This window comes from Paenibacillus taihuensis, assembly GCF_003386535.1.
Taxonomy (GTDB): domain Bacteria; phylum Bacillota; class Bacilli; order Paenibacillales; family Paenibacillaceae; genus Paenibacillus_Z; species Paenibacillus_Z taihuensis.
The window spans coordinates 1-24,534 of record NZ_QTTN01000037.1; the positions used below are offsets into that span (position 1 = coordinate 1).

Here is a 24,534-nt window from a genome sequence, read left to right on the forward strand (position 1 = left end):
ATAACTTCGAGAAATTGGGGAGGCACTCCTTTTTTGCATGCTAAAAAGCCTTTAATTCCAAGGGGTTATTCATTATGAAATTGACTCTTTATCCAATCATTTTCACGAAAAAGGGTTGAATTCGGTTGTTTTGCTCCAAAATGAATGGATTTTTCCAATATAGCTCGGGAATTCGCCTGAAAAAGCTTTTCTATGATGGATTTATCCAATATAGAGCGATGAGCCGGTGGCTGAAGCAGAGCAAGCAGGCGAAGAACAGCAAAATCCACTCGTTCTGACACGCAATTGTAACGGAACTGAAATGCCATTTTCATCTTGTTTTAATCTTTGGTCTCTATAATAGGACTCAACCCCCTATTATATATACTTTTGAAGACCCGCGGCCCGTTGCCAGCGGGTCTCTTTTTTTGTGCTTCCAGAGGCTAGTCGCGCCGATCGCAAACCATATGGATGCCGTCCGACTGAAACGGCGACGGCTCGATCAGACTGTTCAGCGAGACCGTAATCTCCTGATTAGGCTGGTCGAGCGGGTAGATCCGAGCTGTCTCGTTCTCAGCGTCGACATGCTGGATATAGATCGGATTGCCGTCATAGGTGACATTCACCATTGTGGCGGATTCGGCGATTTCTTGGGCGCGCTGTGCATTCATGATAGGTAAGCTCCTCCTGCATTCTCTATTTTTGCTAGTTCGCATACGTGTTACATTGTTTGCGATTACGAGCAGCGATATGCAGGAAGGTAAGCTTAACCACGAGCTTATTGAACGCCTGCTGCTTTACGGATGGCTCGAACGACGTCGGATACGTCCTCTTCCGTCATTCGTTGATGCAGGCTGATCGCGACGGCGCGTCCGAGCCAGTTCAGCGTATCCGGACACATCTCCCGTGAATACTGGACATTGCCTTTATAGCTGGCACAGGTCCACGGGTTGTCATGCGCGGTGACACCGCGTTTCTCGAGCACATAAGTCCAGTTCGTGTAAATATGCCGGTCAGCAAAACCGTTATTGTTGATCGTTCCGTTCGGAATCCGAGGATTACCTTGCCATTAAGCCGGATGCGCTCAGCTTTGATGAAGCGGCTACGATCTCGGGCGGCGCGCTTACGGCGTGGTCGGCCTTGTTCGAGAGCGGCGAACTGCAAGCAGGGCAGCGTGTTCTTATCCATGGCGCGGCTGGAGGTGTAGGCATGTATGCCGTGCAGCTAGCGAAGCTAAGGGGAGCAGAAGTAGTCGGGACATGCAGCCCCGACAATGTCTCCTTCGTCTCTTCGCTCGGAGCGGACTGCGTGGTGGACTATACGAAGGAGCGCTTCGAGGACGCTGCGGGATAAGGCGTTGATTTGGTGCTTGATACGGTCGGCGGCGAGACACAGAATCGCTCTTTCCGCATCGTGAAGCAGGGCGGACGAATGATCTAGCTTGTCGGTCAGCCTTCCCAAGAGGGGGCGAAGGAGCTCGGTGTGAAGGCGACCTTCTCGAACAACACGAAGCAGCGAAGGCTCACGATCTTAGCCAAACATGTCACGGCCCCGGACATATTGTGCTGCACATTGCGAGCTAGTCGGAAAAAGCTAACCCCCGTCCAAATGGCGGGGGTTAGCGGCATTTTTTTTCAGCTCATCAGTTTATTCACTCATTAACTCATCAACTTGCGTAGTAAATATACACCTTCTGATTCGCGCCATCCCAAGAGATCGTATGGGCACCCAGCATCTCGCCTGCTGTGCGTACCCCAATATAGGTCCGGCCGTCGAGAATCTGATAGTTCGTGACAGGCTTGCCGTCGAAGTACGGCGTCGACGTTGCGGAGTCCCACGCCACAGGTATGCCGAGCGAATCACCAAGCTGGCGAAGCGGTGCAAAGGTGCTCGTGCCAATGATCCGGGCGAATGCAGCGAGCTTGTCATTGACGACGACTTTGACCGTATCCTCCGGGCTAAGTGGCTTTGGGACGTTCGCATTCGCGTATTTGTTCCAGAACGCTTCCTCCATTGCATTCATATCCACATCGCCGCCGATGCCGTCGACCTTCGCGTGATCGGAATATTGGAACACGGCCCATTCGTCCCATGTGTCGTTATGAAGCGGCTCTGTAGCCCCATAATGAGCGATCCACAACGGCCACTGGCCAAGCGGCTGCGTCAGGTTATCTCTGGCAAAATATGCGCCTGTGTAAAGCATGGTCGAATGCTTCGTCAGTCGCTCCACTTCGTGCAGCCAATCCACGCACCACTGGGTCAGCCGATCGACCGGCACCTGTCCCGCGTCGCCTTCTACGTCCAGCACGTGCGGGAAGTCCGACTTCACACCGCTTATAACGCTCGCAAAATGTGCCGCCTCTGCCTTCGCGCTATTCGACTCGGGATGCGTATAATGATAAAACCCGACCTTAATCCCAGCAGCTACAGCTCCGCTTACATTCGCCGTGAATCGATCGTCCACGAACGAAGTTCCCTCACTTGCTTTTATAAAAACGCCCAACACGCCGTCCGCTCTAACCTTCGCCCAGTCAATGACGCCTTGATGATGCGAGACGTCGATTACTTTCACATTGCTCGGACTCAAAGCTTGCATCACATCAGCTCCATTCCTATTTGACAGATTTGTACTATTTACTTTATGAGCTACGCTTGTCCGTTGCCCCTCATTTCGCCTAATTTTATCTGTGACTATGGGACATGAACGTGGTTATCAAAGAAAGACTTCTCCATCGCATTCATGTCCACGCTGCTATTGATGCCGTCTATCCGCCCGCTGGATGTATATTGAAAGACAGCCCATGTGTTCCAAGTGCCGTTGTCCATCGGCGTGTTAACGCCAAAATGGGCAATCCACAGCGGCCAGCGACCCAGGTCCTTGCCGAGACTTGTCCGAGCGAAGCTTGCCGACGTATAGATCATCGTCCGATGTCCGGTTAACCGCTGCACCTCTGTCAACCATGCGATGCACCATTTGGTCAACTCTGCGGATTTGAGCTTGCCAGCATCGCCTTCCACATCGAGCACATGCGGAAACTGAGATTCAAACCCTCGCACGGTCTCTGCAAAATGCTTCGCTTCCGCAATCGCGTTGTTCACCTCCGGATGCCCAAAATGGTAGAAACCGACAGGGAGGCCGGCCGCACGTGCATCGGTCGCGTTGCTGCTGAAGTTGGAATCGACACCGAGCCGTCCGTCTGTCGCCTTTATAAAAGCACCTTCCACTCCGTCCGCTCTCACCTTGCCCCAATCAATAACGTTCTGATGATGGGAGACGTCGATGATCTTTACGTTGGCAGAGCTCTTTGCTTGCATTCACGCACACGACTCCTCTCTATGAAACCATTTTTAATAGTTTATGAGAGCTTTACGAGAGTTGTGTCCGGCAATTGCCTTGCTTTATGATGGGAAGAAAGGTATCTTACCCAAAATCTGCTAGCGAGGCGGTGGGGAATGGCTGCGTTCCGTTCGAAGCGGTTGAAGACGTCTGTGTTGCTTGCTGCGGTTGTGATCTTAGTTGGTTATTATGTGTTCGGCTTGTCTGGCTACTCGCTTAGTAAGGAGGGAGCGCTGCACCATGCGTTTCCGCAGGCGGGAGCGCCGGTGTATAAGAAAACGTTTGGCTCCGAAACGGTCTTGATCGCCGGGGCAGACAGTCAACTCATGGCCTATTTGATTCATAAGAAATGGGGCTTTCTCTATCGGATCGATGGAGGTTCCGGTTTCACGCCGCGTAAGGATAATGAGCCAGTGGTCATTACATGGTCTGCATCATCGGTCAATCAAGACGAGTATGAAGTGCTGCTAGCGGCAAAAGTGGAGGATCCGAGCATTCATAAAGTTATCATTGGTCATAGTGACAATCGACAGGCAGAGGACATTGAGATTGAGGTCGAGAATGGGTTTGCCGTGACTTACGTGCTGCTGCCGAGCGCAAGAGCTGGAATGTTCGTTTTTCGCGGCGTGAATGATGACGGACAAGTGCTTGCTCAGTGGGAAGGTTAACGAGATTACGTGTGAAGGAGCAGTGAACGAAGATGCCATACCCGATCGAGGACAAATTCGTAATTGCAGTCGCATCCAGTGCGCTGTTCGATCTAATGGAGTCTGACCAAGTGTTTCAGGAAAAAGGGGAGGACGAGTACCGGGACTTCCAACGAGCGAACGAGAACAATATTCTGAAGCCTGGCGTAGCATTTCCGCTAATTAAACGGCTGCTGCGCGTCAACGGGGCTTCGGAGGATCAGCCGGTTGAAGTCGTGCTGCTCTCTCGTAACGACCCGGATACGGGGCTTCGCGTGTTCAAGTCCATTGAGTATTACGGGTTGCCGATCAGCCGCGCAGTGTTCGTGGCGGGCAGCAATCCGTTTCAATATTTGGAGGCATTCAATGCCTCGCTGTTTCTGTCCGGCAACTCGAAGGATGTGAAGGAGGCCGTGCAGCACGGCTATCCGGCTGGCTGCATTTATCCGAGCGATTATATCGACGATGATGAGGACGATGAGTTGCGGATTGCGTTCGACTTCGACGGCATTATTGCGGACGATTCTGCGGAGTCGGTGTATCAGCTGGATGGCGCGCTTCGCGCCTTCCATGACCACGAGCGCCGCAAAGCGGGAGAGCCGCTGCCGGGCGGGCCGCTCATCCGGTTCTTCACCGAAATCGCCAAGCTGCAGAAGCGGCTCGGCGAAGAGAGCGACTCGGCAAGCCGGCCGAGCATTCGGGTTGCGATTGCAACCGCGCGCAATGCGCCTGCTCACGAGCGGGTCATTACGACGCTGCGGCAGCTCGATATCCGCGTCGATGAGGCTTTTTTTCTCGGCGGCATCGATAAGAGCAGAGTGCTGAATATTTTTAAGCCGCATATCTTCTTCGATGATCAGGTAGGGCATATCGAGGGCATTGCACGGAGCTTCCCTTCGGTGCATGTGCCGTTCGGCATTACGAACGTTAGTGAATGAGAGGTGTAGAGCGTGCGAGGTGAAGAAGAATTGCTGCGCCAGCTGCTTGCTTGGACAGAGCGGCACAGCTTAATTCGAGCGGTTATCATGACCAGCTCCCGCGTGAATCCGAACGCGCCGGTCGATCAGCTGTCGGATTACGATATCGAGCTTGTCGTGACGGACACGACGCCGTTCCGCGAGAGCGATGCGTGGATTACGCAGTTCGGCGCTGTGATGACGGAATACCGCGAGAATCATGAGCGGTCGATTACGCGGCTCGTCCTGTTCGAGGACGGGGTGCGGATTGATTTTCAGGTATATGTGGTGAAGCAGTTGGAGGAACTGATAGAGCTTCCGCTGCTGCCGGAGGAACTGGACATCGGCTACCGCGTGCTGATGGATAAGGACGGTTTGACGAAGGGGCTGAAGCCGCCGCGGCATACCGGGTTCTTGACCGAGAAGCCATCCCGCGAAGAATACAACAGGGTAGTCAAGGAGTTCTGGTGGGACATCACCTATGTGGCGAAGAGCCTGTGGCGGGATGAGCTGCATTTTGCCAAGTATATGTTCGAGAGTGTGATTCGCTACCAGATGTTCATGCCCGTGGTTGAATGGCATATCGGGGAGCGCCACGACTGGTCCGTCAACCCAGGCAAAAATGGCCGCTGGTTCAAGCGCTACCTGGACGAGGCGACTTGGGCAGAGCTCGAGCAGACCTATGCGGGGGCGAGCCTTGCGGATAACTGGCGGGCATTGTTCGCGATGAGCACCTTGTTCAGGCGCCTCGCCGCTGAGCTGGCGGCGAAGCTCGGCTACGAGTACCCGCACGCGCTCGACCGCCGCGTGACCGCGTACATGGAGCGCATCCAGCGGCTGGAGCGCTGACGGGGCGGAGGAGGGATTGAGAGATCCTAATAGGCTCTCTCAGCAGCAAAACCACAGGAAAAGCGGTGCTGCCGAGGGCTGAGAGATCCAAATTGGCACTCTCAGCGTAGAAAGAGCCCGCGCGCGGAGTTGAGAGAGCTCAATAGGCTCTCTCAGCAGCAAAACTGTGGGAAAAACGGTTCCGCCTGGGGTTGAGAGATTCAAATTGGCACTCTCAGCGTAGAAAGAGCCCGCGCGCGGAGCTGAGAAAGCCCAATAGGCTCTCTCAGCAGCAAAACTAGGACAGGGCAGGAATTAGCTAGTCTAGTGGACTACATTGGCGGGAAGTTGGCCTAATGAGGGAAAGTAGTTGGTCTAGTGGACTACATTGGCGAAAAGTTGGCGGAAAGAGGGAAAGTAGCTGGTTTGCTGGACTACATTGACGGAAATCCGGCGAAATGTGGGGAAGAGGCTGGTTTGGTGGACTACATAAAAGTAACCATGTGCACCGAGAGAGGGAAAACCCTCTCTCGATGCCCCTCATCGGCAGTTTCCCGCCCTGAGAGCGGCAAAAGCTGCTCTCGCCGCTAACCCCGCCGCCCCCAAAAAAACGAAGGAGTGAACACGAAGATGGAACAGATGGAACACTACTTGTTCAAGCAACTGAAGTTTGTGCGGAGCCAGACGTTGAAGCAGCTTGACGGTGTGACGGAAGAGATGGCGGACCGCGTGCCGGAGGGCTTCCGCAATACGATTCGCTGGAATCTGGGGCATGTGTACGTCGTGCTCGAACGCTACATTTTCCAATACTTGAACCTGCCGCAACAGCTGCCTGCCGGATTCAAGGAGCTGTTCGAGTTCCGCACCTCACCGCTCGATTGGCAGCCAGGGGCAGCAATCCCGACACTTGCGGAGCTGGAGCAGCTGCTGTCCGGCCAGCTGGAGCGGGTCGAAGCGGCGATTGCGAACCGTCTTCACGAAACACTGCCGCAGCCGTATACGACGTCAACAGGGCTCACAATCGAGTCGCCGGAGCAATTTTGCAGCATTAATTTATTCCATGAAGGCATGCACCTCAGCGTCATCAAACTGTACAAAACATTCCTGTCGCGCAGCTAGCAGCACCTGCCGCAACGACAATGGTCCGGGACCCCCCCGATCCTGGGCCATTTTTTTGTTGTGTAAACCGCTCTATGCCCTCATAAAAAACACTTCATGTGCCCGCGATGTTTGGTTATACTATCCAAAGGAATATACGTATAAAAATCGACATTTTTCATCTGTATCCGAAAGGGGTGTGCTTCAACGCATGAACGCAAACAAGACCGAAGCGATCATCCGCTTTGATGGCGTAACCAAGCAGTACGAAGGCGATTCCGCCGTACTCAAGAACGTCAGCTTCGAAATTGAGCGTGGCAGGTTTTATACGCTGCTCGGCCCGTCCGGCTGCGGCAAGACGACGATTCTGCGTCTTATCGCCGGGTTTACGGCGCCGACGCAAGGCAGCATTTATTTTAACGGACAGCTCATTAATCACATTCCGGCGAACAAACGCCAAGTGAATACGGTGTTTCAGGACTATGCGCTGTTCCCGCACCTCAACGTGTTCGAGAACATTGCATTCGGTCTGCGCATTAAGAAAATGAAGCAGTCGGAGATCAAGGAGAAGGTGCAGGAGGCGCTTCGTTTCGTCAACCTGAGCGGCTATGAGAACCGCGAGATTAACGAAATGTCTGGCGGCCAGCGGCAGCGCGTGGCGATAGCACGGGCGATCGTGAACCGGCCGGAAATTATTTTGCTCGATGAGCCTCTCTCCGCGCTTGATCTGAAGCTGCGTACCGAAATGCAGGTGGAGCTGCGCGAGCTGCAGCGGCGCCTTGGCATTACGTTTATATTCGTCACGCATGATCAGGAAGAGGCGCTAGCGATGTCGGACGAAATCTTCGTCCTGAGCGAAGGGCGCATCCAGCAGAGCGGTACGCCGATGGACATCTATGATGAGCCGATCAACCGCTTCGTGGCTGATTTTATCGGGGAATCGAATATCGTGGACGGACGGATGGTCAAGGACTATCAAGTGGAGTTCACCGGGAAGACGTTCGAATGCGTGGACAAAGGCTTGCAGCCAAACGAGCCGATCGATATCGTCATTCGCCCGGAGGATTTGGAGATTACGCGGCCGGAGGACGGCAAGCTGCAAGTGCGCGTGGAGACGCAGCTGTTCCGCGGCGTTCACTTCGAAATTCAGTGCACGGACGAAGCGGGCAACAGATGGCTTGTCCATTCGACGCGCAAGGCGGAGGTCGGCGAGGCGATCGGGCTTACTTTCGACCCGGAGGCCATTCATGTTATGCGTCTGGGCGAAACCGAGGAAGAATTCGATAAAAGGCTGGAATCGTACTCATGAGGGCGGCCGAAGCAACTTTTCCATCCCAAAATGTCGCCCCGCGCACACGCAATTTCTACTTAGTCCCTTATTTGCTCTGGATGCTGCTATTCGTTGCGGCGCCAATCATCCTTATTGTCTATGACTCGTTGTTCGACGTGGACGGGAACTTCACGTTCGCCAACTACGGGCATTTCTTCACGCCGGTCTATATGAAGATGACGTTCAGCTCGTTCTGGTACGCCTTCTTAATTACGGCGTTCTCGCTATTGGTCAGTTATCCGGCGGCGTATTTGCTTACGCGGACGAAGCACAAACAGCTCTGGCTGCTGCTTATCATCCTGCCAAGCTGGATCAACCTGCTGCTGAAAACGTACGCGTTCATCGGCCTATTCGGTACGTACGGCGCGGCGAATGCCATTCTCGAGACGATCGGTATCGGCCGGCAGCAAATTTTGTTTACGGATTTCAGTTTTATTTTCGTATCGGTCTATATCTTCATCCCGTTCATGATTCTGCCGATCTTTAACGCCCTTGAAGAGCTGAACCCATCGCTCATCGATGCGGCGCGCGACCTGGGCGCATCGCCTTGGACGACGTTCCGCCGCGTTATCTTCCCGCTCACGATTAACGGCGTGAAATCCGGCTGCCAAGCGGTGTTTATCCCGGCGCTGTCGCTGTTTATGATTACGCGGCTCATTGCGGGCAACCGTGTTATTACGCTCGGCACAGCGATCGAGCAGCATTTTCTCGTGACGCAGGACTGGGGCATGGGTGCTACAATCGCCGTATTCCTCATCATTGCGATGGCGATCATCATGATTCTGACCGGCAATCGCGCAAGAGGAAGGAGGTAACGGCGGCTTATGAGAAGCTCACTCAGATGGTCCAATATTTATCTATGGCTTGTCTTTATTGTTCTATATGCGCCAATCATCTACTTGTCGTATTACTCGTTCAACAGCGGCGGCAGCATGCATGGCTTTGAAGGGTTTACGCTGGATTGGTACAAGGAAGTGTTCGCGGATACGCGGCTGCTTATTATCCTGATGAATACGCTCGTCATCGCGCTGTTCGCGTCGGTCATCTCGACGATTCTCGGCGTTATCGGCGCGATCGCTATACATAACATTCGCAAGCGGACGAATCAGAACACGCTTCTGTCCTTGAACAACGTGCTGATCGTCAGCCCGGACGTTATTATCGGGGCATCCTTCCTTATTCTGTTCACTATGATTGGCATTAAGCTCGGCTTCGCTTCGGTGCTAATTTCGCATATTGCGTTCAGCGTACCGATCGTCGTCATTATGGTGCTGCCGAAGCTGCAGGAGATGAGCCCGACTTTGCTGGATGCGGCGCGTGACCTTGGGGCGACGGAGTGGAACGTCCTGACGAAGGTTATGCTTCCTTTTATCAAATCGGGAATCTTCGCAGGGTTCTTTATGGCGCTGACGTATTCGCTGGATGATTTCGCGGTTACGTTCTTCGTTACCGGCAACGGATTTACGACATTATCGGTCGAGATCTACTCGAGAGCAAGACAGGGCGTCTCATTGTCTATTAATGCGCTGTCTACCCTGATCTTCCTCTTCACGATGCTGCTCGTAGTCGGTTACTACTTCATTACCCGTCGCAGTCGCGGGCAAGTTTCCGGACAGCAGGGCAGCGGCAAGGAATGGGGGCTTGTGAACAAATGAACCAGCTCGTACGGATGATGGTGATCGTTGTTCTGCTTGCTTTTGCCCTGATGTACGGCGCTTCTGCCCTGAATTCGTCGCAAGGCTACTCCGGCGCCAACACGCTGACGATCTATAACTGGGGCGATTATATCGACCCTGATCTGATTGCCGAGTTCGAGAAGGAGAGCGGTCTGAAGGTCATCTACTCCACCTTCGATTCCAACGAAGCGATGATGACGAAGATCGAGCAGGGGGGCACGACGTTCGATATCAGCGTCCCTTCCGAATATGCGATCAGCAAAATGAAAGAAGAAAATCTGCTGCTGCCGATCGATAAGTCGAAGCTGCCGAACCTCAAGTACATCGATCCGAGCTACATGAACCTGTCCTTCGATCCGAATAACGAGTACTCGATCCCTTATTTCTGGGGCACGGTCGGTATCGTTTACAATCCGGAGCTCGTGAAGGGGATCGACTTCAAGAGCTGGAACGATCTATGGGATCCGAGTCTGCGCAATCAAATTCTGCTGGTGGATGGGGCTCGCGAAGTTATCGGCTTCGGGCTGAACTGCCTCGGCTATTCGCTCAACGATACGAATGAAGAGCATCTGCAGCAGGCGAAGAACAAGCTCAAAGAGCTGACGCCGAACGTCAAAGCGATCGTCGGCGACGAGATCAAGCTGCTGCTTGCGAATGAGGAAGCGGCGGTTGGCGTCGTCTGGTCGGGCGATGCAGCGGAGATTATCGACGAGAACGATAAGCTGACCTACGTCGTGCCGGAGGAAGGCTCGAACCTGTGGTTCGATAATATGGTCATTCCGAAGACGGCCAAGAATGTGGAAGGCGCGCATAAGTTCATCAATTTCATGCTTGATCCAGAGCATGCCGCTCAGAACGTTGAGTATGTCGGCTATGCAACGCCGAACAAGAAGGCGCTTGAGCTGCTGCCGGAAGATATATCGGGAGACGAGCGGTTCTACCCGCGTAAGGAAGTGACGGCGAAGCTCGAGGTATACCGCAACTTGGGCAAGAAGATGCTGGCGCACTATAATGACTTGTTCCTGGAGTTCAAAATGCACCGGAAGTAAATTGTCCGTAAGTCCGTTCGTAACTTGGCCTGAGTTGCGAGCGGGCTTATTTTTTGTTGTTGACAGTTTCAAGGAGAGAATGGTATTCTCTTTTCCCTGTCATTTTCTAAAATTATGTAAATATGGAGGTACAGGAAATTGATAACCGTTGAAGGTATCAGCAAAACCTTCCTGGTCGCGAAGCGCGAGCCAGGTCTTAAGCATGCGGTCAAATCGCTGTTTCACCGCGAGTACACCGCTGTGGAAGCGCTTCAGGACATCTCGTTCTTGATTGCGCCGGGCGAAATCGTCGGCTACATCGGCCCGAACGGCGCTGGAAAATCCACGACAATTAAGGTCATGAGCGGCATCCTCGTGCCGGATCGCGGCAGCTGTACGATCAAGGGCTTCACCCCGTGGCTTGATCGCGTCAACTATGTGAAGCATATCGGCGTCGTGTTCGGGCAGCGCTCGCAGCTGTGGTGGGACGTTCCCGTGATTGACTCGTTCGAGCTGCTGCGCGACATCTACAACGTACCGCAAGCCGAGTACAAGAAGACGCTGACGCTGCTTGTCGAGACGTTGGACCTCGGCAGCATCATGAACACGCCGGTCCGGCAGCTCAGTCTCGGCCAGCGAATGCGCTGCGAGATCGCCGCCTCGCTCTTGCACAGTCCGAGCATCCTGTTTCTCGATGAGCCGACGATCGGGCTTGATGCCGTATCGAAGATCGCGGTGCGCCATTTTATTAAGGAGATTAACAAAGAGAAGGGCGTTACGGTCATTCTGACGACGCACGATATGAATGACATCGAGGCGCTGGCTGATCGGATACTGCTGATTGGCAAAGGAACCTTGCTCTACGACGGCAGTGTTAGCGGGCTGCGAAGCCGGTTCGGCACAAGAAGGACGATTACCGCGGATTATCACGAGAACACGAAGCCGCTTGAAATTCCTGGCGCATCGCTGCTGTCCTGGACGCCGGAGCGGGCAATCATCAGCGTCGATACCGAGCAGGTGATGATTTCCGAGGCAATAACGAGTCTCTCTTCGCAGGTCGAGCTGTTGGACGTGACCATCGATACACAGCCAATCGAGGACATCATCGTGCAGATGTACAAGGAGTACGAGATATGATGAAGGCGTATCTGTCCGTATTCAGGCTGCGCATCAACATGGGGCTGCAATATCGCGCGGCGGCGCTGGCCGGCATAGCGACACAGTTCTTCTTCGGATTTATGTTTGTGATGATTTTTCAGGCGTTCTACGCGCATTCCGTTTCCACTCCTCCAATGACGCTGGCTGCAGTGATCACCTACACCTGGCTGAAGCAAGCTTTTCTCGCGTTTATCATGCTTTGGTTCAGGGATAACGAATTGTTCGGACTCATCACAAGCGGCAACATCGCCTACGAAATGTGCAGACCGAGCGATATTTATGGCCTTTGGTACGCCAAGCTCCTCGCGACGCGATTGTCGAGCGCATTACTTCGCTGCTTCCCCATACTCCTTATCACGTTAATTTTGCCGAGACCTTATCGGCTTGAATTGCCTGCTGACTTGCTTACCTTTGTGCTATTCATCGCAGTGCTCCTTGTTGGGCTGCTCATGATCGTTGCGATCTCCATGCTCATCTACATCTCAGTGTTCGTTACGATGTCGCCTAGCGGCTCGATTATGCTGTTCGCCATCTTCGGGGAATTTCTCTCGGGGCTCATCATTCCTGTGCCGCTTATGCCGGGCTGGATGCAGCATATCGTCAATGCGCTGCCGTTTCACTGGACGGCGGACTTTCCGTTCCGCGTGTTCACGGGTGATCTGTCGAAGAGTGAAGCTTTGGTGGGGCTTGCCGCACAAGCAGCATGGCTGATCGGGTTGGTCGCTCTAGGCAAAATATTAATGAACAAAGCGCTCCGGCGTGTCGTCGTGCAGGGAGGGTGATGCGAGGATGAAGTTGTATTTCAAATATATGCTGATGCTGCTGCGCTCGGAGATGCAGTACCGCGGCTCGTTTCTGCTGATGACATTCTGTCAGTGCTTAACGCCGTTCGTGACGTTCGCGGGCGTGTATTTTATGTTCGAACGGTTCGGGGAGCTGAAGGGCTGGAGCTTCTATGAAGTGGCGCTATGTTTTGCCGTGACGCAGGTGGCGTTCTCGTTCACGGAATGTTTTGCACGCGGGTTCGACGTGTTCTCGAGCCTCGTCGTGAGCGGCAACTTCGACCGGCTGCTCGTTCGTCCGCGCAGCACGGTTGTCCAAGTGCTCGGCTCTCGCTTCGAGTTCGCCCGTATTGGGCGGCTGCTGCTGAGCGCCGGTGTGTTGGTATGGGCGGCGAGCCAAATTGAGGCGAGCTGGACGCCGCTGAAGGTGGTGGCACTCGTGCTCATGGTGGTGAGCGGGGTCGTCATCTTCACGGGGATTTTCATATTGGCTGCGGCGATCAGCTTCTGGACCGTGCAAGGCCTCGAAGTCGCGAACATCTTCACCGACGGCGGCCGGGAGATGATCCAGTATCCGCTGAACATTTACCACAAATGGGTGAAGCGGTTCTTCACCTTCATCATCCCGTTCGCCTGCGTCAACTACTTGCCGCTGTTGTACATTCTCGGCCGCGATGGCGCGGATCACCCGCTGTACGCCCTGCTGCCGCTGATCGGCATTGTGTTTATCGCACCATGCCTGCTCGTCTGGCGCATCGGCGTGCGGCATTATCGCTCGACGGGGTCGTAGCGTTGGGGCGGGAGGGCTTAGAGTGGAGTTGAGAGCGGGAAAGCGGCTCTCGGCGTGGAAAAGCAGGTGAGAGAGGGAAAGCTGCTCTCGAGGTGCGAGTGTGGCAGAATTCCGCCAAGTAGCTGGATTGAGAGCGGGAAAACCCTCTCTCGGCGTGGAAAAGCGCGGAAGTTAGTTGGTGAGAGGGGGAAAAGCCGCTCTCGAGTGCCACTTAGGCATGAATCCGGTAGGCTGCTGCGTCGAGAGTCGGAAAATCCGACTCTCGGTGGCAAAAAGCGAGAATGAGCAGCTGAGAGACGGAAAATGCCACTCTCAGCAAGCACAGCCGAGCAAAAGAGCCAATCGGCTGCGCCGAGAGTCGGAATCCCCGACTCTCGGCAGCCAAAAAGCAAAAAAAGAGCACCTGAGAGTCGAAATATCCGACTCTCAGGTGCCCAAAGCCCGCGCGCTAGCCGCGGCCCCGATACAAAATCACGCTCGCCTCGCGGATGAACGCTTGCTCCTCCGCGCTCATCGCGTACAGCGCGGGCTGCTGCTCCGCGGGCAAAGCATTGAGCGCGGCCCATGCCTTCTTCATGCCCGCGACAATCTCGGGATCGCCCTGCGCACGCCGGGCGTTCAGCTCCTTCAGCTGCTGCGCGAGACGCTGCGCTTCGGGGCTGCCAGGGTCGGCGCCAGCTGCGCACAGGCGCGCAAGCTCCGCACGAAACTCGCGGTACATGCGTCCCGTCTCGTCTGCGAAAGGCTGCTTCGCAAGCGTCTTCAACGCTTCCGGCGTGTATGACTCTGCCGCAAGCGTCCTCATCGTCTGCTGCTCGTCCGGGGTCAAATAGGCGGCTACCCAGCTTGGTTTCAGTTCCATCTGCATCACCTCAATGAGATTCGTGATCGCGTTTTCCATAGCTGGCCCGTTACCGGACGGAACCAGCTGTTCTGCTCGTTCAATCGCATGCAGAACCGCGTCCAGATGTGCGCGCCGTTCCTGCAGCATCTGCTTCTGTGCCTGCAAAGCAGTGCCGAACGCTTCCGGCTCCATCTGGCGGAGTGACTTCAGTTCAGCCAGCGAGAAGCCGAGAAACTTGAGCGCCAGGATATGCTGCAGCTTGCTCAAGTCCTCTTCACCATACAGCCGGTGTCCCGAAGCCGTGCGCGTTGAGGGCGAGAGTACGCCCGACTTGTCGTAGAACTGCAGCGTCCGGACAGACACGCCAGCTTTCTTCGCGAACTCACTTGTACGGTACAATTGCTCGCCGCTCATCGCCGCACCTCCTTCACAAGGACAAGCTTAGCCTATGACGTTACGTCGTAAGCAAGAGAGAGTTTTGCTTTTGCATTTTCCCTTCAGCCAACCTACACCGCCCAATAAACGCCGTCGCCAACCTTCACATGCCCCGGCTTCACAACCGACGCGTATACCCCAAAGTTTTGGCTAAGCTCTTCCGTTACTTTCCGAAGCAGCGACGGGTCGCGCTCAAGCGTCTCGGGATCAAGCGTGATCATCGAGCAGCGCTCGCAATATTCGTCGACCTGCAGCTCGGCAGTGCCGACGGTCAGCCGTTTGCCGATCCAGCCGCTCTCGTCGCCGTCTTCATCGCTCAGTGCGACGAGTAGATTTGCCCGGAAACGCAGCGGGTCAAGCGGCTTGCCCCACATTTCTTCCAGCTTTCGTACCGACTTGTCCGTCACGATTAGAATGCTCGAAGCATCGACAGCGAGCAGTTCCGGGGAAGAGGGTGTATGTTCGACCATGGTCAGCTTCGGCCGAGCGAACTGTTGGATCTCCTGCAGCAGCTCCTCATTCCACTTCAGCTGCCGCCCATCTGGAGCCGTAACCGTCATCGGCGGGAACTTGTCCGCCTCCGCATTCGCTTTTCCTTCCGCCTCCGCAGTTGCCCTCGCCTCCGCCCTCGCTTCCGACTTTGCCTTCGCCTCCGCCTCGCCAAACGAAGCACGATAACCTAACAGCTCAGAAGCGTTTCGTGCCGTGAAATACCGATTCCAGCCTTCCTTCGTCTCATCTATGAACGCATGTGAGCGATCGCCGTACAAGCCGTAGCTCTCGATGCGGCTGCTCTGCAGTACTTCTCCCGCCATGGATTTTACCGGATAACGTCGAATGGTTGTGATGGTGCCGATTGCAGGATTAGACATGCTTAGCCTCTTTTCATCTCTGTTGTAAACTTATTATACGCCTTTATCCGCCTTGACTGCCAAAATTCCCCGTGTTATTATTTGATCAATTAATCAAAATTTTATTCAATCGATCAAACGATCATGAAGGAGTCCGGATGAACAACACCAAGCTGAACGAACAAACACCGAAATGGCTGCTCACGCTCGCACCTTTCCTTAGTACACTTCTTGGAGCAGGCGCACTATGGTATACATGGATCAAATATCACGAGATCGTCGACCCGCCTGACTTCGAGTGGTACGGCTGGATTAGACCCGCACTCATTACGCTTATAGGCATGCTCTGCCTGTTATCGACACTGCTCTTCATTGCTGGGAAAGCTGCCGCCGGCTGGTCTCTTTTTGTAGGAAGCATTTCGGCCATACCGCTCGTCCTATTCGTCAACCTGCTTGTCCTGATCGTTCGGGTCGTTGTCAGCTTGTTCCAAGGCGACGCCAGCAACATGTTCACGCATCTGTTCGCAACGCCATTCAACAAAGCGCTGCTCGTCGTCGGCTGTATTTTCATCGTAAGATCCGCACTTCATTACTTTAAGAAGAGGTAACCTTCATGAAGGAAGCGAACAAAGAGCCCAAAGAGAGCAAGCAGTCGTTCATCGCGGAAGCGCGGCGGGAACAAATCGTCGAGGCTGCGATCAAGACGCTGGACGAGATCGGTTACGTAAGCGCCAGCCTGTCGCAAATTGCGAAACGGGCGGGGATTAGCACAGCGCTGATTTCGTACCATTTTGCCGACAAGTACGATCTGATGAATGATTTGATTACGAGGCTGCTGGAACAGTCGTCGTCCTATATCTTGGAGCGGGTCAGCAGGGCAGATACGGCGCGGGAGAAGCTGAGGCTGTTTATTGAAGCGAGCCTTGCTTATCAAGGTACGCATCCGGCGCGGAACGCAGCGCTGTTGGAAATTATTTTTAATGGGCGTACGCCGGAAAATATCCCGTATTACAAATTAGGCGACGATGACGAGGAGCTTGTCCTCATAGAGCTGAAGCGAATCCTGAGCGAAGGCCAGCAGAGCGGCGAGTTCGGTGCTTTCCATATCGATGTCATGGCGAGCGTCATCCAAGGCGCGATCGGCGAGTATATGTCGTATACGGGCATCACGAAGCGGGTCGACTTGGAAACGTACGCTGCCGAACTCGTGAGCATCGTAAGCCGTGCGGTAGGGATTAACATATAAGTAGGAAAAAGGTACAGCTGCCTCACATGGTGAGGGGCCGTACCTTTCTTTGTTTATGTGAGCGGTTGTTAATTTCTACATTTCAGTCTTGCCAACAAAAGCATTGAAAAGTAGGCTCGCATGTAGTTTAATGGTTTTATGGGTAGCTATTTTATTTACTAATTAATATTTTTATTAATTAAAACAAATTCAATTCCCCATCGAAAAGGAGATGCCATTCCTACATGACTAACCGCGTCGTCATCCACACCGATCGTTCAACTGGCAGCATCAATCGCAATATTTACGGCCATTTCGCCGAGCACTTGGGCCGTTGTATCTACGAAGGCATTTGGGTCGGGGAAGACTCCGACATTCCGAATACGCAAGGCATTCGCAACGATGTGCTTGAAGCGCTGCGCGGACTTCAAATTCCAGTGCTCCGCTGGCCAGGCGGCTGCTTCGCTGATGAGTACCACTGGAAGGACGGCATCGGCCCGCGGGCGACGCGCAAGCGGATGATTAACACGCATTGGGGCGGCGTGGTGGAGAATAACCATTTCGGCACGCATGAGTTTCTGATGCTGTGCGAGCTGCTCGGCTGCGAGCCGTACATTAACGGCAACGTCGGCAGCGGCACGGTGCAGGAGATGCAGGAGTGGGTTGAATATATGACGTTCGACGGCGAGTCGCCGATGGCGTCAGAGCGTGCAGCTAACGGCCGCGAGGAGCCGTGGAAGGTGAGCTACTTCGGCGTTGGCAATGAGAACTGGGGATGCGGCGGCAACATGCGTCCGGAATATTATGCGGACCTGTACCGTCAGTTCCAGACGTATGTGCGCAACTATGGCGACAACAAGATATTCCGTATTGCATGCGGCGCAAATGACTTCAACTATGATTGGACCGAGGTGCTCATGCGTGAAGCGGGCCGCTACATGGACGGCCTCACGCTGCATTATTACACGGTTCCACACACATGGGCAGAGAAAGGGTCTGCGACAGACTTTGAGACGAGCGATTGGTTCTTGACGCTCCGCAAGGCTCTTATGATGGACGATTTAGTAGCGAAGCACAAGACGATTATGGATAAGTACGATCCGCAGAAACGAATCAGCCTGATCGTCGACGAATGGGGAACGTGGTACGATGTCGAACCGGGCACGAACCCGGGCTTCCTCTATCAGCAAAATACGATGCGTGACGCGCTGGTCGCAGCCGCGACGCTGCATATTTTCCAGAAGCATCATGACCGTGTACGGATGGCGAACATTGCCCAGACGGTCAACGTGCTGCAAGCCGTCGTCCTGACGGAAGGTGCCAGCATGACGGTGACGCCGACATATCACGTCTTCGAAATGTTCAAGGTGCATCAAGATGCGGAGGCGCTTGATGTCGATCACCGCTCGGCAACGTACACGCTCGACGGCGAGTCCATCCCGCAGACGAGTGTCTCGGCTACGCGCGACGAAGCGGGACGCATCCATGTCAGCCTGTGCAATCTGAGCCACGACGAAGAAGCAGTCGTGACGATTGAGCTGCGCGGTCTCGCTGACGGTGCAGATGGCGCGGCGCAGCTTCCGCTCAGCGGCCGACTGCTGCAAGGCGCTGCCATCCATGCGCATAACACAGTGGAGCAGCCGCAGCAGGTGCAGCCAACCGAGCTGACGAGTATCTCGCGCAGCGCGGATGGCCGCATTCAAGTGACGCTTCCGCCTGCGTCGGTTGCTGTCCTGCAAGCAGGATAATGATGAACGCAGCAAGAAACGCTGGCGCTGATCCAAGAGATGGCTGCAAAGGCTGCAGCGCATCCGTTCACGTGACGGATGAACAGCTTGACCGCGTTCTGCGCAAGCTGGCGCTGCATCCGGACAGCTGCGTGAATGATGCGCAGTACGAAGCGCGTCTCGGCAGCTGCGAGACTTGTCCGTCGCTTCAATACGGCACGACTTGCGCGCATTGCGGCTGCTTTGTCCAAGTCAGGGCGAAGCTGACGGCGAAGGATTGCCCGCATCCAAGCGGCTCGAAGTGGCTGCTCGCATGAAATTTAAGACCCGAATCTGCGCGCGGCAGGAGCTATGCGCGGATTCGGGTCTTTGCCTGCGGGCAGCTCTTTCGCACCGCGGCTTCAAGATCGTGGTAGCGCTTTCGGCGCGATAGCATATAAACTAGATATGATCGGTACCTCATCCATAACTCTTCAATGATAAGGAGCATGTACATGAGCACAAAACTGTGGGATCTCTTCACCAACGACTACCGTCAAAACTGCCTTCGTTGGAGCCATTCGGCGAACAATCCGGTCATTCCGGCAAGCGGGGAGACATGGAAAAGCATCTGGGTCGCGAATCCGGATTTTCTGGAATTTCAGGGCAAGCAGCTGCTCTATTACCGCGGAAACGGGATTCAGCCCGGGACGGATGGCAAGCGGCATGACCGGCTCGCCGTTGCCGAAGTCATACAATTGACGGCAGACCATATTGAAATTCAGGATTTGAACGATGGCGAGCCTATCGTGGATGCTGGCGCTCCCGGAGAATTCGACAGCCAGGATGTGCTGGACCCGGCATCCGTCGAGTGGCAGGACCAAGTGTTTCTGTATTACTCCGCGGTCGGCGATGGTCCGGATTCGGTTGGACTTGCGATCAGCAGCGACGGCGAGCATTTTACGAAGTACGGCAAAATTATGGATGGACGAGCGCCTGAGGTGATCGTGAAGGACGGCAAGGTCCATATGATTTATCAAATGTTCAGCGAAAACGGCTATCAGCTTCATCTGGCAAGCTCGGAGGACGGCATTCATTTCACGCCGTTGTCGGACGAGCCGATCTTCCAAGATCGCACGGGCGGCTGGGACAGCCTGTCCATTGTAACGGTCAGATTAATGCAGGATGAGGAGCATTACTACATGATTTACGGGGCCAGCGCTTACTTGGCCGATGAGCCGGATTTCTTCGGTCTGGCGCGTTCCCGCGATTTGCTGCACTGGGAGGCGCACCCAGGCAACCCGATCTTCGGCTGCGGCCCCAAAGGCTCGGAGGACGGCGGCGCGATCTGGTTCCCTGCCATTGCGGAGACAGAGGATCACTTCGTCATGATATATGAAGGCAGCCGTGGCAAGTATACGTGGGATCTCTCCTCGCAGATTTGCCTGTCCTCGATTCCGAAATAGTACGCGATAAAAAAGACCCGAACCTGCGCTGCGATCAAGCTGCTGCGCGCGGATTAGGGTCTTCTTTTATATACATGCCCGATTTGCCTTCCATCCGAGTCTGTCATAAGCTTATACAGGACAAGGACAGTAGGAAAAGACGAACAAAACCAGAGGAGGTGCATCCAAATGCAGATTAAATCCATTACTCAGCGAGGAGTAAGCGCTTGGAACGAGGACGCGCTCATAACCAACGAGCCACTTGATATCTACGGTGTCATTGACGGTGCCACCTCGCTAGTTCCATACAGCGGGCCAGGCGGCGAGAGCGGAGGCTATTTAGCCTCGCAGATCATCTCGCGCATTTGCAGCGAGGCACCTGAAGAGGACTTGAAGAAAGGCCTGCTGGCATTACTCGAGCATTCGAATGATGCGCTGCGCCTAGCGATGGCCGAAGCCGGTATCCAGACCGAGCGAAGAGAAGCGGTATGGAGCGCGTCGGCGGTGCTCGTGCGAGTTGCTCCGAAATGGATCGAGTTTGCCCAAGCAGGCGATTGCATGCTGGCGGCTTACTATACGGATGGCACGATCCGAATCGTGACGAACGATCAGCTCGCCCATGTCGACGACCGGTCGAAGGCGGTTTGGACAGCAGGCATCGCCGCTGGCCTGACAACACGGGCTGAGCTGTGGGAGCATACGAAATCGCAGATCGAAGCAGGAAGGGCGCTTGCGAATAAGGACGGCGGATACAGCGTCATCAACGGCGACCCAGCGTTCGCCGACTACGCCGAATATGGCCGTATCAGCCGCACGAACCTGCAAGCGCTGCTGCTCTTCTCCGACGGGCTGTATATTCCGAAGCCGCCCGGCGAACCAGACAAAGACAGCGCCGGCGAGATCGCTTCACTCGTCCGCGAGATGGGACTGCCGCGCTACATCGAGTGGCTGACAGCGCTCGAAGAGTCGGACCCGGATTGCACGCAGTTCCCGCGGATGAAGAAGTCCGATGACAAGACGGCGCTTTGGATTGACCTGTCTTAGAACAACGAAGTCGACCCACTATATCGAACTATTCATAGAAGCCATGCTTCGCGGCATAGCGGCCCCAATGAGGACGTCTGCCGTCGACATCGGAGTAGCCGTACTCGTCGGATAGATCCCATGAAGTGAGTATTTTGCCGCTCTTCTTGGACACTTCCGGATCGGCAGCGAGGAATGCGACGGCTTGGCCGACGTATGCAGGCGTCTCCGACTCGATAAAGTGCTCTTCCTTCTGCGTCGCATCACGCCAATTCGATTCCTGTACGCCGAAGTGATCGAGCATGGCTTCCGAACGGAGGAAGCCCGGCGACAGCGCCACGGCGGTTACATTGTGCGGCCTCAGATCCGACGCCATCGCCTCCGCCAGATGGATTACGGATACTTTGGCGAGGCTGTAGTACAGATTGCCGCGGTATCGGTAATCGAAGCCGTCGGTGATTTCAATAATAAGACCGGAGCCGCGGGCGATCATAAGAGGAGCCGCGTAATAGCTCGCCGTCATATGCGTATGGACGCCGCGCTTCTGAATGAGCAGCCCGTTATCCAGCGAATGCTGCCAGAACGGCTCGCCCCAAGCGGTGAGCGGATCGCCGCCCCATATATCATTGACTTGGATATCAAGCCGGCCATCCTGCTCAGCCGCAACGCGCTCATACAGCAGGCGGACTTCTTCTTCTACGGAGAAGTCGGTACGCACGGCAATGCCTTTGCCGCCGGCCGCGGTGACGAGCTCCGCCGTTTCCTCGATCGTTTCGGTGCGGCCCATGTCGGATAGATGACCACGTGTGCTGCGGCCAGTTACATATACCGTTGCGCCTGCTTTGCCGAGCGCGATGGAGATGCCTCGTCCGGCGCCGCGGGTAGCTCCGGCAACGACGGCTATTTTGCCTTCTAACGGTTTCGTATTCATATCAATTGTCATCGATTTCACTGCTCCTGTCTTAGCTAAATCTCATCTTCATCAGTGTAACCGATGTCCACTGACAGAAACGGTCAACGTAAAGCTTTTATAATGTAACAAAAGGGGGCATTCAAATTGTTGTGGTTCGTCTACCTCATTCTCGCCATAGCGGGATTCCAAGGACTAGCGATGCTCGTCCAGCATGATCAATTGAAGCGGTTTGATAGTGCCGTCATCTCCACGGTTCAAGGCTGGGAGAACGATAGGCTGACATCGATCGCGAAGTTTCTGACGTTGATTGGTTCGTCCAAAATACTCATTCCGGCTCTTATCGTGCTCGCGATCATTCTGTTTATTTTTCTAAAACACCGCAAGGAGCTTGTCCTTCTACTGGGCGGCATGCTCGGCTCTTCACTGCTCAATCATCTGCTGAAAGACATCTACAAGCGAGCGCGTCCGGACATTCACCGGATTGCGGAAGAGGTTGGATACAGCTTCCCGAGCGGGCATTCGATGGCGGCGTTTACGTTTTATTTTCTCATTACCTATCTGTTGTGGAGGCATATCCATCTGAGAAGATGGCGCATTGCGCTGCTGCTGTTCAGTGCTTTCATGATCATCGCGATTGGCCTTGCCCGCATCTACCTCGGCGTTCATTATCCGTCGGATGTGCTCGCAGGGTATTGGGTCAGCGCATGCTGGGTTGCTCTGTGCATCCGGCTGTTCAGAGGATTCGCCAAAACACGCAAATAAACGCGGCAGCGCAAGCCCCGCAATTGCAACATTTGGAGCATTGTAAAATGCTGTATCTGTCAGTAGAATGAGTCTGTTATACATCCGTTATAACAGAAGGAGAGGTTTTATATGAAACGCATTATGGGGATTGTTCTCGCTCTGCTCGTCGTGTTCACGATGGCAGCCGGCACTGCTTCTGCAGCAGCTCAGAAAACAGACATCAAAGTGAAGTTGAACGGAGAGTGGGTTATTTTCCCAACGCCGCCGGTCATATTAAACAGTAAAACATACGTAGAGTTCCGTACGTTGTTCACGAAGCTCGGTTATACAGTTGACTACAAAGCAGCGACGAAGACGATCATTGCAAAGTCGGATGTACGCAGCATTCAAATGCAGCCTACGGGTACAACCGCGCTTGTTAACGGCCAGAAGGTGCCGGTGAACGGCGAGATGCAGCTGATCGGCGGCCGCACGATGGTCGGTGTTCGTTTCATCGCGACCTTGTCGGACAAGACGGTAAGCTGGGACGGCACGAAGAAGCTCGTAACGATTGTAGATAAAGGGCCGACTGCTGCGCAGAAGGCTGAAGTATTCGCAGTTCTGAACCAATTGTCTGCAGCAGAGGACAAGCAGGATGCAGATGCATTCATGGCACTTATTCACTCGGCTTCCCCGTATCGAAGCGACATCAACGATGTCATTCGCGATCAGTTCGCACGTATGCACACGAAGACGGATTACGACCAGATGACGGTTGAATCGTACTCGGCGGCAGAAGCGGTTGTGTCGACGGTAGAGCACACGTACAAAGTAAGCGGCGACGGCTTCTACGCAGATACAGAGAACGAAATCGTCTATACGATGCGCAAAGACAACGGGAAATGGGCGATCTACGATATCGAGCAGCTGTCCTCCGATATCCAAGATATCGATGGGCTTTGGAAGCAAGAGATTCCAGTGGATGATGCGGTTAAAACGGGAATTAAGAGTGTGCTTGATGCGCAGACAGCAGCTTCGAACGCGAAGGATATCGACGCGTACAGCGCTACGCTTGTGCCAGGCGCGGAAGGCTTCCAGGACGATGTAGATTCGGCAAAAGAAATGTTCGACGACCCGGATACATCGGTAAAAATGACGCTGGAGCGCAGTGCGGTCGTAGAAATGCACGATACCGATGCGATGCTGCTCGTGTCGTACAAGATGGATATTACGATGGATGGCGAAGTGATGCCGGTTCGCTCCCTGTATATCTTCCATGCGCAGAAGCAGCAGGATGGCAAATGGCTGCTTATGCCAGGTCCGGCAGAGCTGAACACGCAGTATCTGGATGAGCAATAAGAGGAAGTAAAGTAGTAGGTTGTAAGAGGTAGCTGTGGAGGTCCTGCCCTTTCCCATTTTGGGAGAGGGCAGGACTTTTTTTCTGACGGCTAGTGTCTTCTTCGCTCGGTTCCGCCTGATTTTCACCGAAGAAGTCCACCAAACCAGCTACTTTCGCCAACTCCGCCAGATTTCCATCGATCAGTCTACCCAACCAGCTGCTTTAGCCATTTTCGCGGCATCCCCACCAATGTAGTCCGCCAACCCAGCTGCTTTCACCATTTCCGCCGCATATCCGCTAATGTAGATACCTGGAGGCTCTTCTTCGCACGGATTCGCCGCATTTCCGCCAATGTAGATACCTGGAGGCTCTTCTTCGCACG

General features: G+C 54.4%; 29 protein-coding genes. 20 read left to right on the forward strand and 9 right to left on the reverse strand.

Annotated features, from left to right (window positions below; translation table 11 throughout):
* Positions 1 to 65: 65 nt before the first annotated feature.
* The 3 genes from A8990_RS31300 to A8990_RS23955 form a co-directional block, all read right to left on the reverse strand.
* Complete coding sequence (locus tag A8990_RS31300; RefSeq protein WP_147306856.1) at positions 66 to 314, reverse strand: hypothetical protein; 249 nt, start codon at positions 312 to 314, stop codon at positions 66 to 68.
* A 108-nt stretch (positions 315 to 422) separates the two neighbouring features.
* Positions 423 to 650 carry a small acid-soluble spore protein H gene (locus A8990_RS23950; protein WP_116191567.1) on the reverse strand — a complete coding sequence of 76 codons (228 nt, stop codon included), beginning with the start codon at positions 648 to 650 and terminating at the stop codon, positions 423 to 425.
* 107 nt (positions 651 to 757) lie between these two features.
* Positions 758 to 964: a DegT/DnrJ/EryC1/StrS family aminotransferase gene (locus A8990_RS23955; RefSeq protein ID WP_116191568.1), complete on the reverse strand. Its 207-nt coding sequence runs from the start codon at positions 962 to 964 to the stop codon at positions 758 to 760.
* 155 nt (positions 965 to 1,119) lie between these two features.
* On the opposite strand from A8990_RS23955, the gene A8990_RS23960 reads away from it, so the two are divergent.
* Complete coding sequence (locus tag A8990_RS23960; RefSeq protein ID WP_147306857.1) at positions 1,120 to 1,332, forward strand: zinc-binding dehydrogenase; 213 nt, start codon at positions 1,120 to 1,122, stop codon at positions 1,330 to 1,332.
* 313 nt (positions 1,333 to 1,645) lie between these two features.
* On the opposite strand, the gene A8990_RS23965 is transcribed toward A8990_RS23960, so the two are convergent.
* The gene (locus A8990_RS23965; RefSeq protein WP_116191570.1) at positions 1,646 to 2,575 is read right to left on the reverse strand and encodes a GH25 family lysozyme; all 930 of its coding nucleotides are present in this window, start codon (positions 2,573 to 2,575) and stop codon (positions 1,646 to 1,648) included.
* A 95-nt stretch (positions 2,576 to 2,670) separates the two neighbouring features.
* Positions 2,671 to 3,294: a glycoside hydrolase family 25 protein gene (locus A8990_RS23970; protein WP_116191571.1), complete on the reverse strand. Its 624-nt coding sequence runs from the start codon at positions 3,292 to 3,294 to the stop codon at positions 2,671 to 2,673.
* A 138-nt stretch (positions 3,295 to 3,432) separates the two neighbouring features.
* Here A8990_RS23970 and A8990_RS23975 point away from each other — a divergent pair, with 138 nt between their 5' ends.
* The 11 genes from A8990_RS23975 (at position 3,433) to A8990_RS24025 (ending at position 13,648) form a co-directional block, all read left to right on the forward strand.
* The gene (locus tag A8990_RS23975; protein ID WP_116191572.1) at positions 3,433 to 3,984 is read left to right on the forward strand and encodes a hypothetical protein; all 552 of its coding nucleotides are present in this window, start codon (positions 3,433 to 3,435) and stop codon (positions 3,982 to 3,984) included.
* A 32-nt stretch (positions 3,985 to 4,016) separates the two neighbouring features.
* Positions 4,017 to 4,940, forward strand: a complete 924-nt coding sequence (locus A8990_RS23980; RefSeq protein WP_116191573.1) for a 5'-nucleotidase — start codon at positions 4,017 to 4,019, stop codon at positions 4,938 to 4,940.
* 12 nt (positions 4,941 to 4,952) lie between these two features.
* Positions 4,953 to 5,807, forward strand: a complete 855-nt coding sequence (locus A8990_RS23985) for an aminoglycoside 6-adenylyltransferase (protein WP_116191574.1) — start codon at positions 4,953 to 4,955, stop codon at positions 5,805 to 5,807.
* A 609-nt stretch (positions 5,808 to 6,416) separates the two neighbouring features.
* Positions 6,417 to 6,905, forward strand: coding sequence for a DinB family protein (locus A8990_RS23990; RefSeq protein ID WP_116191575.1), 489 nt, complete (start codon positions 6,417 to 6,419; stop codon positions 6,903 to 6,905).
* Positions 6,906 to 7,095: 190 nt separating this feature from the next.
* On the forward strand, positions 7,096 to 8,193 hold the full coding sequence (locus A8990_RS23995; protein WP_116191576.1) for an ABC transporter ATP-binding protein: 1,098 nt from the start codon (positions 7,096 to 7,098) through the stop codon (positions 8,191 to 8,193).
* Entirely contained in the window at positions 8,190 to 9,029 is an 840-nt protein-coding gene (locus A8990_RS24000) for an ABC transporter permease (RefSeq protein WP_116191577.1), read from the forward strand. Before A8990_RS23995 ends, A8990_RS24000 begins: the two co-directional genes overlap by 4 nt.
* A 9-nt stretch (positions 9,030 to 9,038) precedes the next feature.
* Positions 9,039 to 9,869 carry an ABC transporter permease gene (locus A8990_RS24005; RefSeq protein WP_116191578.1) on the forward strand — a complete coding sequence of 277 codons (831 nt, stop codon included), beginning with the start codon at positions 9,039 to 9,041 and terminating at the stop codon, positions 9,867 to 9,869.
* Positions 9,866 to 10,939, forward strand: coding sequence for an ABC transporter substrate-binding protein (locus A8990_RS24010; protein WP_116191579.1), 1,074 nt, complete (start codon positions 9,866 to 9,868; stop codon positions 10,937 to 10,939). The genes A8990_RS24005 and A8990_RS24010 overlap by 4 nt, the downstream gene beginning before the upstream one ends.
* A gap of 138 nt (positions 10,940 to 11,077) precedes the next feature.
* On the forward strand, positions 11,078 to 12,055 hold the full coding sequence (locus A8990_RS24015; protein WP_116191580.1) for an ABC transporter ATP-binding protein: 978 nt from the start codon (positions 11,078 to 11,080) through the stop codon (positions 12,053 to 12,055).
* The gene (locus tag A8990_RS24020) at positions 12,052 to 12,858 is read left to right on the forward strand and encodes an ABC transporter permease (protein WP_342772938.1); all 807 of its coding nucleotides are present in this window, start codon (positions 12,052 to 12,054) and stop codon (positions 12,856 to 12,858) included. Before A8990_RS24015 ends, A8990_RS24020 begins: the two co-directional genes overlap by 4 nt.
* A 7-nt stretch (positions 12,859 to 12,865) precedes the next feature.
* Positions 12,866 to 13,648, forward strand: coding sequence for an ABC transporter permease (locus tag A8990_RS24025; protein WP_116191581.1), 783 nt, complete (start codon positions 12,866 to 12,868; stop codon positions 13,646 to 13,648).
* Between the two features lie 448 nt (positions 13,649 to 14,096).
* Here A8990_RS24025 and A8990_RS24030 read toward each other — a convergent pair whose 3' ends face one another.
* A complete protein-coding gene (locus A8990_RS24030; protein ID WP_116191582.1) occupies positions 14,097 to 14,906 on the reverse strand; it encodes a MerR family transcriptional regulator in 810 nt (269 codons plus the stop codon).
* 92 nt (positions 14,907 to 14,998) lie between these two features.
* Positions 14,999 to 15,799 (reverse strand): MOSC domain-containing protein, encoded by an 801-nt coding sequence (locus tag A8990_RS24035; RefSeq protein ID WP_116191583.1) that lies wholly within the window; start codon positions 15,797 to 15,799, stop codon positions 14,999 to 15,001.
* A gap of 137 nt (positions 15,800 to 15,936) precedes the next feature.
* Here A8990_RS24035 and A8990_RS24040 point away from each other — a divergent pair, with 137 nt between their 5' ends.
* The 6 genes from A8990_RS24040 (at position 15,937) to A8990_RS24065 (ending at position 21,198) form a co-directional block, all read left to right on the forward strand.
* Positions 15,937 to 16,386, forward strand: a complete 450-nt coding sequence (locus A8990_RS24040) for a hypothetical protein (protein ID WP_116191584.1) — start codon at positions 15,937 to 15,939, stop codon at positions 16,384 to 16,386.
* Between the two features lie 5 nt (positions 16,387 to 16,391).
* Complete coding sequence (locus A8990_RS24045; protein ID WP_116191585.1) at positions 16,392 to 17,024, forward strand: TetR/AcrR family transcriptional regulator; 633 nt, start codon at positions 16,392 to 16,394, stop codon at positions 17,022 to 17,024.
* A 224-nt stretch (positions 17,025 to 17,248) separates the two neighbouring features.
* Positions 17,249 to 18,751, forward strand: coding sequence for an alpha-N-arabinofuranosidase (locus tag A8990_RS24050; protein ID WP_116191586.1), 1,503 nt, complete (start codon positions 17,249 to 17,251; stop codon positions 18,749 to 18,751).
* Between the two features lie 2 nt (positions 18,752 to 18,753).
* Positions 18,754 to 19,047, forward strand: coding sequence for a DUF6171 family protein (locus A8990_RS24055; protein ID WP_116191587.1), 294 nt, complete (start codon positions 18,754 to 18,756; stop codon positions 19,045 to 19,047).
* Positions 19,048 to 19,224: 177 nt separating this feature from the next.
* Complete coding sequence (locus tag A8990_RS24060) at positions 19,225 to 20,175, forward strand: glycoside hydrolase family protein (RefSeq protein WP_116191588.1); 951 nt, start codon at positions 19,225 to 19,227, stop codon at positions 20,173 to 20,175.
* A 168-nt stretch (positions 20,176 to 20,343) separates the two neighbouring features.
* Positions 20,344 to 21,198, forward strand: a complete 855-nt coding sequence (locus A8990_RS24065; RefSeq protein ID WP_116191589.1) for a protein phosphatase 2C domain-containing protein — start codon at positions 20,344 to 20,346, stop codon at positions 21,196 to 21,198.
* 28 nt (positions 21,199 to 21,226) lie between these two features.
* Here A8990_RS24065 and A8990_RS24070 read toward each other — a convergent pair whose 3' ends face one another.
* Positions 21,227 to 22,120: an SDR family oxidoreductase gene (locus tag A8990_RS24070; RefSeq protein ID WP_245996181.1), complete on the reverse strand. Its 894-nt coding sequence runs from the start codon at positions 22,118 to 22,120 to the stop codon at positions 21,227 to 21,229.
* A gap of 114 nt (positions 22,121 to 22,234) precedes the next feature.
* Here A8990_RS24070 and A8990_RS24075 point away from each other — a divergent pair, with 114 nt between their 5' ends.
* Together A8990_RS24075 and A8990_RS24080 are read left to right on the forward strand one after the other, a co-directional pair.
* Positions 22,235 to 22,852 carry a phosphatase PAP2 family protein gene (locus tag A8990_RS24075; protein ID WP_116191590.1) on the forward strand — a complete coding sequence of 206 codons (618 nt, stop codon included), beginning with the start codon at positions 22,235 to 22,237 and terminating at the stop codon, positions 22,850 to 22,852.
* Positions 22,853 to 22,963: 111 nt separating this feature from the next.
* Positions 22,964 to 24,172, forward strand: coding sequence for a stalk domain-containing protein (locus A8990_RS24080; protein WP_116191591.1), 1,209 nt, complete (start codon positions 22,964 to 22,966; stop codon positions 24,170 to 24,172).
* Between the two features lie 180 nt (positions 24,173 to 24,352).
* On the opposite strand, the gene A8990_RS31700 is transcribed toward A8990_RS24080, so the two are convergent.
* Positions 24,353 to 24,534 (reverse strand): hypothetical protein (locus tag A8990_RS31700; protein ID WP_181909752.1); only part of this gene is annotated, 182 nt, incomplete at its 5' end.